Origin of the sequence: Nocardiopsis sinuspersici, assembly GCF_001998325.1 — a bacterium.
In the GTDB taxonomy this organism is placed as follows: domain Bacteria; phylum Actinomycetota; class Actinomycetes; order Streptosporangiales; family Streptosporangiaceae; genus Nocardiopsis; species Nocardiopsis sinuspersici.
The window spans coordinates 877685-892986 of sequence record NZ_MCOK01000001.1; the positions used below are offsets into that span (position 1 = coordinate 877685).

Here is a 15302-nt window from a genome sequence, read left to right on the forward strand (position 1 = left end):
CTGCCCCGACACCTCGCACCGCGATGTATAGCTCTGCTAGGGTAATGACCCCTAGCGGAACTAGGTATGGGAAGTACACGTGCACATCGACAAGGACCTGGTCGCGGCGTCGGCCACACCGCTCGTCCTGGGCATCCTGGCCGAGGGCGAGTCCTACGGCTACGCCATCGTCAAACGCGTCAACGAGCTCTCCGGCGGACGGATGCAGTGGACGGACGGGATGCTCTACCCCCTGTTGCACCGCCTCGAGCGCAACGGCTACGTCCGGGCGTCCTGGGGTACGTCCGACGCGGGCCGCCGCCGCAAGCACTACGCGATCACGGAGGCGGGGCTGGAGACGCTGGCCGAACGGCAGAAGCAGTGGAGCGTCGTCGCAGACGCGCTCAAGCAGGTGTGGTGGGCCACATCGCACCCCCCGGTCCCCGGGAGCGCCGCGGCGGGAGGGATCGCCTGATGAGCGACGCCGCACGAGGGGACGTACTGGAGGACCAGATCGATCAGTGGCGCGGCTTCGTGAGCCGCCGCCGCGCCATCTCTCCGGCGGACGTCGAGGAGATGGAGGACCACCTGCGCGAACGGATAGCCGACCTGGGGGCGAACGGCCTCGACGCCGAGGAGGCCTTCCTCGTCGCGGTCAAGCGCATGGGCAACCTGGACGAGGTGTCGCGGGAGTTCGCGCGCGAGCACTCCCACCGGCTCTGGAAACAGCTGGTCCTCGTCCCCGAGGCCGAGGACGGCGCGGGCGGCCTCTCGCGCTGGCGCGAGCTCGGTGTGGTGCTCGCGTGCGCGCTCGGCGCGGGCCTGGCGGTCAAACTCCTGTTCACGTCGGTCGACGGTGAGATCGCGCAGATCCGCAACGTCGCCTTCGTGGTGCTCCCGTTCCTCGCGGGGTGGTTCGCCTGGAAACGGCGCGTCACCTGGCGCACGTGCGCGGCGGTGGCCGCCGTCGCGGCGGTACCGGCCCTGGCGGTGAACCTCTACCCGTTCGAGGCGACCCCCGGCCCGTTCCCGTCGCCCGGGATGACCGCCGTACTCGCGTTCACGCACGCTCCGGTCCTCCTGTGGCTGCTCGTGGGCGTCCTGCACACGGGCGGGCACTGGCGGTCCCACGAGCGGCGCATGGACTTCGTGCGGTTCATGGGCGAGCTGGTGATATACCTGGCGCTGATCATGCTGGGGTCCGTGGTCCTCGTCGGCCTCACCTTCGCGGTGCTCGCCCTGGTCGACGTCGACCTCGAACCGTTCTTCGAGGACTGGCTCCTGCCGTTCGGCCTGCCCGGTGCGCTCCTGGTGGCCGCGTGGCTGGTGGAGGCCAAGAAGAGCGTGGTGGAGAACATCGCGCCCGTCCTGACCCGGGTCTTCACGCCGCTGGCACTCCTGATGCTGGCCGCGGACCTGGTGGCGCTCCTGGTGGACGGTCCGCTGACCACGGTGGACCGCGACCTGCTCATCCTCATGGACGCCATTTTGGTGCTGGTCCTGTTCCTCCTGCTGTACTCGATCTCCGCCCGTGACCCGATGGCCCGGGCGGGCGTCTTCGACTGGCTCCAGCTCGCGCTGGTCGGAGCGGCGCTCGCGGTGGACGCCGTCGCGCTGACGGCGATGCTGACGCGCATCGCCGAGTTCGGGTTCACCGCCAACAAGACCGCCGCGCTGGGGCTCAACCTCGTGCTGCTGGTGCACCTGGTGTGGTCGGCGTGGCTGATGGTGGGCTTCGTACGGGGCACACGTCCGTTCGCCGCGATCGAACGTTGGCAGACGGCCTACCTTCCGGTCTACGCGGTCTGGGCGGGGCTGGTCGTGCTGGTGTTCCCGCCGCTGTTCGGCTTCGCCTGACGCGGACGACCACGTCCCCGACAGACGCGAAAGCCGTGGGCGGGCGCCCACGGCTTTCGCCGTGCGGGGAGTCGGGTCGGTCCGGGGTGGGGATCACGGAGGGCGCACGCGGTCGCGGTTCCCGGTCTCGGCCGGGGGTGTGGGCCACGAAGGAGAGACGCGGTCGCGGTTCCCGGTCTCAGCCCGAGGTGTAGACCACGAAGGAGAGACACGGTCGCGGTTCCCGGTCTCGGCCGGGGGTGTGGGCCACGAAGGAGAGACGCGGTCGCGGTTCCCGGTCTCAGCCCGAGGTGTAGACCACGAAGGAGACCGCGACATAGTGGCAGACGAAGGCCGCGATGGTCAGCGAGTGGAAGATCTCGTGGAAGCCGAACCAGCGCGGTGCCGGGTTGGGCCGCTTGAGCGCGTAGACCACCGCGCCCACGCTGTAGAGCACCCCGCCCACCAGGATGAGGATCCACGTCGCCGGATGGGTGTTGCCGACCAGGTCCGGGATGAACAGCACCGCCACCCAGCCGATGGCCAGGTACAGGGCGGTGGACAGCCAGCGCGGCGCGTTGAGCCACAGCAGTTTGAAGCCGACCCCGGCGATCGCCCCGCCCCAGATCAGCAGCAGCATGGCGGTGCGCAGCGTGCCTTCGAGCACCAGCAGCACGAAGGGCGTGTAGGTGCCCGCGATGATGAGGTAGATGTTCGAGTGGTCCATGCGGCGCAGCACCTTCTCCGCGCCCGTCGACCAGCGGCCCACGTGGTAGACCGCCGAGGTGCCGAACAGCAGTACCGAGCTGAGCGCGTACACGGCGCTGGCGACCATCGCGGTCAGGGTGGGGGACAGGACCACCAAGACGATGCCCGCAGCCAGGGCCAGCGGCGCGGTTCCCAGGTGCAGCCAGCCGCGCAGCCGCGGCTTGACCGCCTCGAACAGGTCCTCGGCCGCCGCCGCGGCTCCCTTGTGTCGACCGTCGTGCCGACCGCTCCTCCCGGGGGGCGCCGGGTCGGTCGGACCGGTTTCCGCGCCTTCGGTTCCCCGAGCCTGTTCCTCCGACACGCTGCACTCCTCCATCCGGGGTCCGCCCCGCTGCGGTCCTGCCGGAAGCCTAACCTACGGACCCGTAAGTTACCTGCCGGTACCCCTGTGTTCCGTGGCACAGGGCGTTTCCCGTGGCGGTGGTGACATGGGATTGGTCGGTTCCCTACCCGGGGCGGCGTTCTCCGATTCCGGGTGCTTCTGTGAGCGCGCTCACCTCTTTGACCAGTGACTTCGTGCTCGCCGGGGTGTCCTGCCCCGGGTCCGGCGGGGAAGGCGCCGTGCATCTTTGCTGAACCATTGGTATAGACCTTTTCAATGGCTCTGAACTGGGCATACACCAAAAACAGGGAGTTCATAAGGGGGCGAGGTCGCAGAGTGTGGAAGAGTCGCGCCATCCGGGCACAGGCGCCGACCCAGCGCTGAGTCGACGACGAACGAGGGAGCACCCCCGTGGCCAAGTACGTCTACAAGTTCACCGAGGGAAACAAGGACCTGAAGGACCTTCTCGGCGGCAAGGGGGCCAACCTCGCCGAGATGACCAACCTCGGCCTGCCGGTTCCCCCCGGGTTCACGATCACCACCGAGGCGTGCCGCCACTACCTCTCCGAGGGCAGTGTGCCCGCCGGGCTCGACGCCGAGATCGAGGTGAACCTCAAGGAGCTGGAGAGGGCCATGGGCCGCCGTCTCGGCCAGCCGGACGACCCGCTCCTGGTCAGCGTGCGCTCGGGCGCCAGGTTCTCCATGCCCGGCATGATGGAGACCGTCCTCAACATCGGCCTCAACGACGATTCCGTCGCCGGCCTGGCCGCCCAGGGCGGCGACGAGCGCTTCGCCTGGGACTCCTACCGGCGCCTCATCCAGATGTTCGGCAAGACCGTGCAGGACATCGACGGCGAGCTCTTCGAGGAGGCCATCGAGGAGGTCAAGGCCGCCAAGGGCGTCGAGAGCGACCTGGACCTGGACGCCGCCGACCTGCGCCGGCTCGTCGACCGCTTCAAGGAGGTCGTGCTGGAGCAGACGGGCGCCCCCTTCCCCAGCGACCCCCGCGAGCAGATGACCCTCGCCGTCAAGGCGGTCTTCGACTCCTGGAACGCCCCCCGCGCCGTCCTGTACCGGCGCCAGGAGCGCATTCCCGCGGACCTCGGCACCGCCGTCAACATCTGCTCCATGGTCTTCGGCAACCTCGGCATGGACTCGGGTACCGGTGTCGCCTTCACCCGCGACCCCGCCTCCGGGCAGCCCGGCGTCTACGGCGACTACCTCCAGAACGCCCAGGGCGAGGACGTGGTGGCCGGTATCCGCAACACCGTGCCCCTCGCCGACCTGGAGAAGATCGACGCCCGCAGCCACAGGGAGCTGATGGGTGTCATGGACACCCTGGAGAACCACTACCGCGACCTGTGCGACATCGAGTTCACGATCGAGCGCGGCAAGCTGTGGATGCTCCAGACCCGGGTGGGCAAGCGCACGGCCGCCGCCGCCTTCCGCATCGCCGACCAGCTCGTCGACCAGGGCATGATCACCCTGGACGAGGCGGTCCAGCGCGTCACCGGCGACCAGCTCGCCCAGCTGATGTTCCCGCGCTTCGACGAGGAGGCCCTCTCGGGTACCGGCGTCCACCGCATCGGCCACGGCATGAACGCCTCGCCCGGCGCCGCCGTCGGCAAGGCCGTCTTCGACTCCTACACCGCCGTCAAGTGGTCGCGCAGCGGCGAGCGGGTCATCCTGTGCCGCCGTGAGACCAACCCCGACGACCTGGAGGGCATGATCGCCGCCGAGGGCATCCTCACCAGCCGCGGCGGCAAGACCTCGCACGCCGCCGTGGTCGCCCGGGGCATGGGCAAGACCTGCGTGTGCGGCGCCGAGGAGCTGGACATCGACACCAAGAACCGGCGTATGACCGCGCCCGGCGGCGAGGTGGTCGAGGAGGGCGACGTCATCTCCATCGACGGCGCCAGCGGCGAGGTCTACCTCGGCGAGGTGCCCGTGGTGGACTCGCCCGTCGTGCGCTACTTCGAGGGCGAGATCGACCCGGCCTCCGACCGGGCGGACGACCTCGTGCGCGCCGTGGACCGGCTCATGCACTACGTCGACGCCGCCCGCCGCATGCGCGTGCGCGCCAACGCCGACACCCGCGAGGACGCCGCCCGCGCCCGCCGCATGGGCGCGCAGGGCATCGGCCTGTGCCGGACCGAGCACATGTTCCTGGGCGATCGCCGCCAACTGGTGGAGCGCCTCATCCTCGCCGACACCGAGGAGGAGCAGACACAGGCCCTCGACGCACTCCTGCCCCTGCAGCGCGAGGACTTCGGCGGCATCCTGGAGGCCATGGACGGCCTGCCGGTGACCGTGCGCCTGCTCGACCCGCCGCTGCACGAGTTCCTGCCCGACATCACCGAGCTGTCGGTGCGCGTGGCCGTGGCCGAGGCGCGCGGCGAGAGCCACGAGAACGACCTGCGGGTGCTCCAGGCCGTGCATAAGCTGCACGAGCAGAACCCGATGCTGGGCCTGCGCGGCGTCCGCCTGGGCCTGGTCGTGCCCGGCCTGTTCACCATGCAGGTGCGCGCCATCGCCCAGGCCGCCGTGGACCGGATCGCCGCGGGCGGCCGCCCCTGCCCCGAGATCATGATCCCGCTGGTGGGCACCGTGCAGGAGCTGGAGATCATCCGCGAGGACGCGCTGCGCGTACTGCGCGAGGTGGAGCAGGAGCACGGCGTCGAGCTCGACCTCGCCATCGGCACGATGATCGAGCTGCCCCGCGCCGCCCTGACCGCCGGACAGATCGCCGAGAACGCCGAGTTCTTCTCCTTCGGCACCAACGACCTCACCCAGACGGTCTGGGGGTTCTCCCGCGACGACGTGGAGGCCTCCTTCTTCTCCGCCTACCTGGAGAAGGGCGTGTTCGGTGTGTCGCCCTTCGAGTCCCTGGACGTGGACGGGGTCGGCCGTCTCGTCAGCATCGCCGTGGAGGAGGGGCGGGCCGCCCGCCCGGACATCAAGCTCGGGGTGTGCGGCGAGCACGGGGGCGACCCCGCGTCGGTGCACTTCTTCCACCAGGTGGGCCTGGACTACGTGTCCTGCTCGCCCTTCCGGGTACCCGTCGCCCGCCTGGAGGCGGGTCGCGCCGCAGGCCGCACGGCGCACTGACGGGGCCCGGGCACGGTCCGGACGCGGTGGCTCCCGGCCACCGCGTCCGGTGTTCGTACAGGGATCCGGTACACGGGGCGGGACCACACCGGAAAAGCTCTAGACTCATCCCGGTCGGCGACCGTAGCGCGCCATGGTCGTGACCTGTTCGTGATGTATTCTGACCGCCAGAAGGGCCTCCGTTTCCCGCCGGACACCCCACACACGGCAGCGGAGGCGCGCCGACACCACCTCCGCCACGGCCTCCCGGCCGGGACCGCCGCGAACCAGAGGCGGGCGGAGGCCGTCCCAGCGGGGGTACACATCCCCGATCGAAGATTTGTGCGGAGGTGAGCCGGTGCGAACGGCGAACGACGGCCGCGGCGAGGAGCCGTGGGAGGATCCCACCACCGCGCCCTCTCCCGACGACGAGGCCACCCGGGTCTTCTCCCGCGAGACCCTCACACCCGCCTCCGGTACCGGGGCCGCCGACGACACCCGCGAGTTCTCCCGCGACCCCGACGGCGAGGCCACCCGGCCGTTCCGGCGCGGGGAGCCCCCGGAGCCCGTGCCGACCGGTACGGCCCGGACCGGTGAGTCCACCCGGGCCGCCGACGCCCAGGGCGCACCCGGGGGCGCCGCCTTCACCCGGCGCTTCGTCCGGGGCCGGCCCCCCGGCCGGGGCCAGGCCCTTCGCCCCACGGCGCCGGACCCTCCCGAGGAGGACCTCCCGCCCGCCCCGGAGCCCGAACCCCTCGACGCACGGCCCGAACCACCGTCCCGCCGACCCCGAGAGCCCCGAGAGTCCCGGGGGCCCCGCCGCGGGAGGCGCCGTTTCCGTCTGCGCTGGCTGGTCACCCTCCTGCTGCTCATCGCGCTGGCCCTGCCGTTCGGCACCTGGGGCTGGGTCTGGTACACCGCCCGGCAGGACGACCGCGTCCCCTCCGACGCCATCGTCGTGCTCGGTGCCAGCCAGTACAACGGTGTGCCCTCACCCGTCTACGAGGCACGGCTGCGGCATGCCCAGGTCCTCTACCTGGAGGGCGTCGCACCCGTCATCGTCACCGTCGGGGGCAAGCTGCCCGACGACAACTTCACCGAGGCGGCCTCGGGGAGGAACTGGCTGATCGAGGTGGGCGTCCCCGGCGACCAGATCATCGCCGTGGAGGAGGGGCGCGACACGCTCCAGAGCATCGACGCCGTCTCGGAGGTCTTCGAGGAGCACTCCTGGGACACCGCCATCCTGGTCTCCGACCCCTGGCACAGCCTGCGGTCGGCGCAGATGGCGGCCGACTACGGCATCGACGCGGGCACCTCCCCCTCGCGCTCGGGTCCCGCGGTCATCGAGCGCAGTACCCAGCTGTGGTACATCTCCAGGGAGACGGCCGCGCTCTGGTACTACTGGATCTTCAAGGACAGCAGCGACCTCCAGGTCAACGCCGCCTGACCAGTACGGGCGGCGCGGTTCTGTCGCCGCTGGGAAGTAGGGTCGCCAGCAATGAGGAACAATCCCCGCGAGGGCGGAGCACCCGGCTACACGCACCGGGACACCGAGCGCCGGGCGCGCGAGGAACGCAAGAACCGGGCCCGCGACCCCTTCGAGCGCGACCGCGCCCGGATCCTGCACAGCGCCGCCCTGCGCCGCCTGGCGGCCAAGACCCAGGTGGTCCAGCCCGGCGTGAGCGACTTCCCGCGCACCCGCCTCACCCACTCCCTGGAGTGCGCCCAGATCGGCCGTGAACTCGGCCAGGCCCTGGGCTGCGACCCCGACCTGGTGGAGGCGGCCTGCCTCTCCCACGACCTCGGCCACCCGCCCTTCGGCCACAACGGCGAGCGCGCGCTGGACGAGGCCGCCGCCGACTGCGGCGGCTTCGAGGGCAACGCCCAGAGCCTGCGCCTGCTCGTGCGGCTGGAGGGCAAGGTCATCGAACCCGACGGGCGCAGCGCGGGGCTCAACCTCACCCGCGCCACCCTCGACGCGACCGTCAAGTACCCCTGGCTCAGGGGCGAGGGCGGCGACACCCACAAGTTCAACTGCTACCCCGACGACACCGGGGTGTTCACCTGGCTGCGCCGGGGCGCGCCCGAGGGCCGCACCTGCTTCGAGGCCCAGGTCATGGACTGGGCCGACGACGTCGCCTACTCCGTCCACGACGTCGAGGACGCCCTGCACGCCGGGCTGGTGGACCCGTCCGCCCTGCACGGCGCCGCCGAGCGCGCCGAGATCGTCCGGATCGCCGCCGCCCACTACTGCGACGCCGAGGCCGCCGAGCTCGACGAGGTGTTCACCGACCTGGTCGCCGACCCCGTCTGGCCCCGCGCGTTCACCGGGGACCTGCCCTCCCTCGCCGCCCTCAAGAACCTCACCAGCGAACTCATCGGCCGCTTCTGCCGGGCCGCGGAGGAGGCCACCCTCGCCGCCTACGGCCCCGGGCGGCTCACCCGCTACGGCGCCGACCTCATCGTGCCCCGCCGCCCCCTGCTGGAGTGCGCCCTGCTCAAGGCGGTCTCCGCCCACTTCGTGCTCTCGCGCGAGGAGGCCCTGGTCTACCAGGCCGAGGAGCGCCGCCTGATCAGCGAACTGGTCGAGGCCCTCTGGAAGAACGCGCCCGAGGGCCTGGACCCGCAGTTCCGCGCCTCCTTCGCCGAGGCCGGGGACGACGCCGCCGCGCTGCGCGTGGTGGTCGACCAGGTAGCCTCGCTCACCGACACCTCCGCGACCTCCCTGCACGCACGCCTGGTGGGCTGAGGGGGCAACCCCCTCCCGATTTGGGGAAAGGGGTTGACTTCCTCTATGTGAGCGTTAACAATGTTGCTCACGTCACAGGTGTTCCCCCACGGCCCGGAGGTGTCGTTTCAGATGAATCCACCAGGTGGCCGTACCCCCGTCATGGCGGACGTGGCCCGGCTGGCCGGCGTCTCCCACCAGACGGTGTCCCGGGTCGTCAACGGACACCCCAACGTCCGCGAGGAGACGGTGCTCCGGGTGCGGCGAGCGATCGACGAGCTCGGCTACCACCGCAACTCCACCGCGCGCGCCCTGGTCACCCGCCGCACCAACGTGCTCGGCGTCATCGCCTTCGACACCACGCTCTTCGGTCCGGCCCAGACCCTGTCGGGGATCGAGAGGGCGGCGCGCGAGGCGGGCTACTTCCTGAGCATGGTCAGCCTGGACGACGTGTCGCCGGACGGGATCGTCGCGGCGGCCGAGTACCTGATCCAGCAGTCGGTCGAGGGCTGCGTCGCGATCGCCCCCCAGCGCAGCCTGGTCGACGCCCTGGCCGCGCTGCCCGGACCCCACCCCCTGGTGGCGGTCGAGGGCGGTGAGGGATCGGGCCTGCCCGTCGTCTGCGTCGACCAGGTCCAGGGCGCCCACGACGCCGTCCGCCACCTGCTGGAACTCGGACACGCGACCGTCCACCACATCGAGGGCGATCCCCTGTGGCTGGAGTCGGAGGCCCGCGTGGTCGGCTGGCGCCGGGCGCTGGAGGAGGCCGGCGTGCCGGTCCCCGAACCGCTCCCGGGCGACTGGAGCCCCCGGTCGGGCTACGAGCTGGGGCGCTCGCTGGTGGCCCGGCGGGCCGAGGGGGAGCGCGTCACGGCGATCTTCGTGGGCAACGACCAGATGGCCATAGGGGTACTGCGCGCCCTGCACGAGGCGGGGCTGCGCGTGCCCGGCGACGTCAGCGTGGTCGGCTTCGACGACGTGCCCGAGGCCGAGTACCTCACCCCGTCCCTGACCACCGTCTTCCAGGACTTCGCCCAGGTGGGCAAGGAGAGCCTGGCGCTGCTGCTCGGCGAGATAGGGACCGAGCGGAACGGTTCGTCGGGCTCCTCCGGAACCGCGCGCAGGGTCGTCCCGGCGCGGCTGCGGGTCCGGGGCAGCAGCGGACCCCCGCCACCCTGACCCCCTGTCCCCGGCCCCGACCCCCCGACCCCGTCAACGTGCCCTCCTCCGCCCGCGTCCCCTTCCCCGTCCCTTCCGTCCCCGTCCGCCCCCTCGTGGAAGGAACTCCCCTTGGACCAGAATGTGAACGCTAACAATTCATCTCCGCCCGAACCGGTGACCATCGGAGTCGACTTCGGGACCCTCTCCGGCCGCGCCGTCGTGGTCCGGGTCCGAGACGGAGTCGAACTCGGATCCGCCGCCCACGACTACCGGCACGGCGTCATCACGGACCGCCTGCCGGAGTCGGAGGACCCCCTGGAGCCGGAGACCGCGCTCCAGTGCCCCGAGGACTACCGCGAGGTCCTGCGCACCGCCGTCCCCGAGGCCCTGCGAGTCTCGGGCGTCTCGCCCGGGCAGGTCGTCGGTATCGGCACCGACTTCACCGCCTGCACGGTCATGCCGGTGACCGCGGACGGCACCCCCCTGTGCGAGCTCCCCGACCTGGCCCGCCGCCCGCACGCCTGGCCCAAACTGTGGCGCCACCACGCCGCCCAGCCCGAGGCCGACGAGATCAACGCCCTGGCCGCGGAGCGCGGGGAGAAGTGGCTGGCGCGCTACGGGGGGAAGATCTCCTCCGAGTGGGAGTTCGCCAAGGCGCTCCAGGTCCTACGCGACGATCCCGGCGCCTACGAGCGCGCCGAACGCTGGATCGAGGCCGCCGACTGGATCGTCTGGCAGCTGTGCGGACAGGAGACCCGCAACGTCGCCACCGCCGGGTACAAGGGCATCCACCAGGACGGCGCCTGGCCCTCGACGGACTTCCTGGCCGCGCTCGACCCGCGCTTCGCCGGCTTCGTGCGGGACAAGCTCGAACACCCCCTGGCCCAGCTCGGCGAGCGCGCTGGCTCCCTCACCGCCGAGGCCGCGGCCTGGACCGGCCTGCCCGAGGGCGTTCCCGTCGCCGTCGGCAACATCGACGCGCACGTCACCGCCGCCACCGCGCGGACCACCGGCCCCGGGCGGATGCTCGCCATCATGGGCACCAGCACCTGCCACGTCATGAACTCCGACGTCCTGGCCGAGGTACCCGGCATGTGCGGCCTGGCCCACGGCGGCATCACCCCCGGAGCCTGGGGCTACGAGGCGGGCCAGAGCGGCGTCGGCGACATCTTCGGCTGGTTCGCCGAGTCCTACGTGCCCCCCGCCTACCACGAGGAGGCACGCGAGCGCGGCCTGTCCCTCCACGAACTGCTCTCCGACAAGGCCGCCGAGGCGCCGGTGGGCGGGCACGGCCTCGTCGCCCTGGACTGGCACAGCGGCAACCGCTCGGTCCTGGTCGACCACGACCTGTCCGGCGTGCTCGTCGGCATGACCCTGGCCACCAGGCCCGAGGAGGTCTACCGGGCCCTGGTCGAGGCCACCGCCTTCGGCACCCGCACCATCGTCGAGGCCTTCACGGCCTCCGGGGTGCCGGTGGAGGACCTCACCATCGGCGGGGGCATGGTCCGCAACCCCTTCGTCCTCCAGGTCTACGCCGACGTGCTCGGCCGCTCCCTGAAGATCGTGGCCTCCGAACACGGCTGCGCGGTCGGGGCCGCCATCCACGCCGCCGTCGCCGCGGGCGCCCACCCCGACATCCACGCCGCCTCGGACGCCATGGGCCGGGTCCGCGCGGAGACCGTCGACCCCGACCCGGCCAGGACCGCCGCCTACGACGAGCTCCACGCGGTCTACACCGAGCTCCACGACCACTTCGGCCGGGGCGGCAGCCGGAGCCTGCACCGCCTGCGGGCCCTGCGCAACTCCGTCCTGACCAGCGCCCAGGGCGGCGCCGAGAAGGGAGACCGATGACCACCGACACGTCCCCGACGGTTCCCGAAGAGCACCACGGCGAGGTGGAGCGCCTGCGTGCCCACGTGTGCGCCCTGCACACCGAGCTCACCCGGTGGAACCTGGTCACCTGGACGAGCGGCAACGTCTCCGCCCGCGTGCCCGGCGCCGACCTGATGGTGATCAAGCCCAGCGGCGTCTCCTACGAGGACCTCTCCCCGGAGGACATGGTCGTCTGCGACCTGGACGGCCGGGTCGTCGAGGGGCGGCACAAGCCCTCCAGCGACACCGCCGCCCACGCCCACGTCTACCGAGCCCGCCCCGACGTCGGCGGCGTCGCGCACACGCACAGCCCCTACGCCACCGCCTGGGCCGCGCGCGGCGAGGCCATCCCCTGCGCCATCACCGCGATGGCCGACGAGTTCGGCGGCGACATCCCCGTCGGTCCGTTCGCCCTCATCGGCGGCGACGACATCGGCAGGGGAGTGGTCGCCACCCTCGACGGCCACCGCTCGCCCGCCGTCCTCATGCGCGGCCACGGCGTGTTCACCGTCGGCGCGAACGCCAGGGCGGCGGTCAAGGCCGCGGTGATGTGCGAGGACGTCGCCCACACGATCCACATCGCCCGCCAGGGCGGTCCCCTCCACCGGCTTCCGCAGGAGCACATCGACGCGCTCCACGACCGCTACCAGAACGTCTACGGCCAGTAGGGAAACAACAGTGCCCGTACCCACACCCCCCGCCACCGAGCACCCGCCGGTGCGGACGCGCAGGCCCCGCATCGGCCTGCTCGGCATCATGCAGCCCCTCTACGACGACATGATCCCCGGCATCACCGAGCACCAGGCGGCCTACGCCTCCCGTGTCGCCGAGAAGCTCTCCGACGTCGCCGAGTGGACCGTCAGCCCGCCGGTGCGCGGCCGCGCCGACGCCGAGAGCGCGATGCGCGCGTTCGAGGCCGACGGGCTCGACGGCGTCCTCGTCGTCATGCTCACCTACGGCCCCTCCCTGCGCGTCACCCGGATGTTCAGTCAGATGAGGCTGCCCGTGGCGCTGGCCAACATCCAGCCCGACCCCGCGGTCAGCCCCTCCTGGGACATGGACGACATGACCTACAACCAGGGCATCCACGGGGCCCAGGACACCGCCAACGCCATGGTGCGCGCCGGCCTGTCCTTCGACGTCATCACCGGCGAGTGGCAGAGCCCGGAGTTCGCCGCGCGCGTGGACCGCTGGGCCCGCGCGGCCCGCGCGGTCAGCGCGCTGCGCTCCCTCCGGGTCGGCGTGTTCGGCTACCCGATGAACGGCATGGGCGACGCCCGGGTGGACGAGAGCGCCCTGCTGCGCAAGCTCGGCCCCGAGATCCACGTCATCGCGCCGGGCGCGCTGCACAGGGAGATGGCCGAGCTGCCCGAGGAGGCGGTCCGCGACCTCATGGCCTGGGAGGACACGGCCCTGGAGGTGGACGGGCGCCTGTCCAAGGAGGAGCGCGTCGACCACGCCCGCATGCAGCTGGGCATCGAACGGCTGCTGGAGGAGACGGGGTGCGGCGCCTACTCCACCCACTTCGACGCGATCGGGGAGGACGGCCGCTTCGCCCGGCTGCCGATGGCCGCCGCCTCCACCCTGATGGCCAAGGGATACGGGTTCGCGGGCGAGGGCGACGTCCTGGCCGCCTCGATCGTCTACGCGGGCCACCAGCTCGCCGGAGACGGCCACTTCACCGAGATGTACGCGATGGACTTCCCCAGTGACTCCATCCTCATGAGCCACATGGGCGAGGGCAACTGGAGGGTCGCGCGCGAGGACGAGCCCGTCCGGCTGATCAAACGCCCGCTGGGCATCGGCGGCCTGGCCGACCCGCCCACCATCCTCTTCCGCTACCGGCCGGGCCCGGCCACCCTCGCCTCCCTGGTCGCCCTCGGCGGCGAGGAGTTCCGGCTGGTCGTGGCCGAGGGCGAGGTCATCGACGCGCCCGAACTGCCGTCCCTGGAGATGCCCTACGGACAGTTCCGCCCCGAGACGGGCGTGCGGAGGTGCATGGACTCCTGGCTCCGCGCGGGCGGTACCCACCACATGGTCATGAACACCGGCGCCCGCGCCGAGGACTGGCGGGTCCTGTGCGAGCTCTCCGGTATCGAGTACGTCCGGGTCTGACCCGGAAGGCACCAGCGCCCCGGCGCACCACCACCCCCCAGCGAAGGGCTCCGGGGAGCCCTTCGACCCCCCCTCAGCGCAAGGAGACCACCATGCGCGACGCACCATCCCCGTCGTACCACGCACCACCGCCGGCCGCCTCCGCAGGACCGGGCCGCAGGGCCTTCGTCACCGGGGCCGTGGCCGCCGCCGGACTGGCCGCGGTGGGGTGCGGGCCCCCCGACACCCTCATCAGCGGCAGGACCAGGCTGCGCCAGTGGAACCTGTTCGCCGGCGGTGACGGCCTGCGGATGATCGAGATGCACGAGGCCTACAAGGCCGAGCACCCCGACATCGACTTTCGCGCGACCACCTTCACCTGGGGCGCGCCGTTCTACACCAAGGTGGCCATGGGCGCCGCGGGCGGCCGGGGCGCCGACATCGCCACCGCGCACGTGTCCCGGCTGGAGAGCCTGGCACCGGGCCGGCTGCTGGACCCGATCGACCCGGCGATGCTGGCCGAGGCGGGCATCGACGACACCGTGGTACTGCCCAACATCTGGGAGAAGTGCTTCTTCGACGGCCGGCTGTACGCCATCCCCCTCGACACCCACGTGCTGATCCAGTACTACCACCTGGACGTGTGCCGGCAGGCGGGCCTGCTGGACGCCGACGACCGGCTCGTGGAGGTCTCCGGGACGGAGGAGTACTTCGACATGCTCCGCGAGATCAAGGCCGTCACCGGGACCTACGGCCTGTCCATCGACACCTGGAACCCCTGGTCCAACTTCTGGTCGCTCTACCGCCAGCAGGACGGCGAGCTCGTCCTCGGCGAGGACGACTACGAGATGGACGACGACAAGGCCCTGGCCGCGATGGAGGTGCTCTACCGCCTCTCCGAGGAGGGGCTGGCCCCCCGCCACTCCATGCTCGCCGACACCGCCGCCAACCTGGCCAACGGCCAGGCCGGGCTGATGATCCACGGCAACTGGGAGATTCCGACCCTGGAGGCCACCGGCGTGGGCTTCTCCGCCACCCAGTTCCCGGCCGTGTTCGGCAACCACCGCACGCGCGGCGACTCCCACTGCTACGTGTTCCCGCACCAGCGCGACCGCGACCCCGAACGCACCCGGGCCGCCGTCGAGTACGCCGCGTGGATGCTGCGCCACAGCCTCACCTGGGCGAAGGGCGGGCACATCCCCGCCTACCAGCCGGTCGTGGAGAGCCCCGAATACGACGAGCTGCACCCCCAGTCCGAGTACCGCGAGGCCGCCGAGAACGTCCAGTTCGAGCCGCAAGCCTGGTTCAGCGGCTCGGCGGGACGCCTCCAGGAGGAGGCCACCGGCGCGCTGACCACCCTGCACCAGGGCACCCAGACTCCGGAGCAGGCGCTCGCGCAACTCAAAGCGACCATCCGTGAACTGCTGACCGTGCCGTCACCGGTGTAGGGAGCCC

The 15302-nt window shown here is 71.6% G+C and carries 11 protein-coding genes; 10 read left to right on the forward strand and 1 reads right to left on the reverse strand.

Annotation, left to right across the window (positions count from 1 at the left end; translation table 11 throughout):
• Positions 1–79 precede the first annotated feature (79 nt).
• Together NOSIN_RS03700 and NOSIN_RS03705 are read left to right on the forward strand one after the other, a co-directional pair.
• Positions 80–454, forward strand: coding sequence for a PadR family transcriptional regulator (locus NOSIN_RS03700; RefSeq protein WP_077689387.1), 375 nt, complete (start codon positions 80–82; stop codon positions 452–454).
• The gene (locus NOSIN_RS03705) at positions 454–1836 is read left to right on the forward strand and encodes a permease prefix domain 1-containing protein (protein WP_077689388.1); all 1383 of its coding nucleotides are present in this window, start codon (positions 454–456) and stop codon (positions 1834–1836) included. The genes NOSIN_RS03700 and NOSIN_RS03705 overlap by 1 nt, the downstream gene beginning before the upstream one ends.
• Positions 1837–2116: 280 nt before the next feature.
• On the opposite strand, the gene trhA is transcribed toward NOSIN_RS03705, so the two are convergent.
• Positions 2117–2899 (reverse strand): PAQR family membrane homeostasis protein TrhA, encoded by a 783-nt coding sequence (gene trhA, locus NOSIN_RS03710; RefSeq protein WP_077689389.1) that lies wholly within the window; start codon positions 2897–2899, stop codon positions 2117–2119.
• 417 nt (positions 2900–3316) lie between these two features.
• On the opposite strand from trhA, the gene ppdK reads away from it, so the two are divergent.
• The 8 genes from ppdK to NOSIN_RS03750 all read left to right on the forward strand — a co-directional run bounded on the left by ppdK (position 3317) and on the right by NOSIN_RS03750 (position 15295).
• A complete protein-coding gene (gene ppdK, locus NOSIN_RS03715; RefSeq protein ID WP_077689390.1) occupies positions 3317–6013 on the forward strand; it encodes a pyruvate, phosphate dikinase in 2697 nt (898 codons plus the stop codon).
• Positions 6014–6350: 337 nt separating this feature from the next.
• Positions 6351–7439 (forward strand): YdcF family protein, encoded by a 1089-nt coding sequence (locus NOSIN_RS03720; RefSeq protein ID WP_077689391.1) that lies wholly within the window; start codon positions 6351–6353, stop codon positions 7437–7439.
• Positions 7440–7490: 51 nt separating this feature from the next.
• Positions 7491–8741, forward strand: a complete 1251-nt coding sequence (locus NOSIN_RS03725; protein ID WP_077689392.1) for a deoxyguanosinetriphosphate triphosphohydrolase — start codon at positions 7491–7493, stop codon at positions 8739–8741.
• Positions 8742–8852: 111 nt separating this feature from the next.
• Positions 8853–9899, forward strand: coding sequence for a LacI family DNA-binding transcriptional regulator (locus tag NOSIN_RS03730; protein WP_227014250.1), 1047 nt, complete (start codon positions 8853–8855; stop codon positions 9897–9899).
• Positions 9900–10055: 156 nt separating this feature from the next.
• Positions 10056–11732: a ribulokinase gene (gene araB, locus NOSIN_RS03735; RefSeq protein WP_077689394.1), complete on the forward strand. Its 1677-nt coding sequence runs from the start codon at positions 10056–10058 to the stop codon at positions 11730–11732.
• A complete protein-coding gene (locus NOSIN_RS03740) occupies positions 11729–12421 on the forward strand; it encodes an L-ribulose-5-phosphate 4-epimerase (protein WP_077689395.1) in 693 nt (230 codons plus the stop codon). The genes araB and NOSIN_RS03740 overlap by 4 nt, the downstream gene beginning before the upstream one ends.
• Positions 12422–12431: 10 nt before the next feature.
• On the forward strand, positions 12432–13868 hold the full coding sequence (locus NOSIN_RS03745; protein WP_077689396.1) for an L-fucose/L-arabinose isomerase family protein: 1437 nt from the start codon (positions 12432–12434) through the stop codon (positions 13866–13868).
• Between the two features lie 92 nt (positions 13869–13960).
• Positions 13961–15295: an extracellular solute-binding protein gene (locus tag NOSIN_RS03750; protein WP_077689397.1), complete on the forward strand. Its 1335-nt coding sequence runs from the start codon at positions 13961–13963 to the stop codon at positions 15293–15295.
• The last annotated feature ends 7 nt before the right edge of the window (positions 15296–15302 follow it).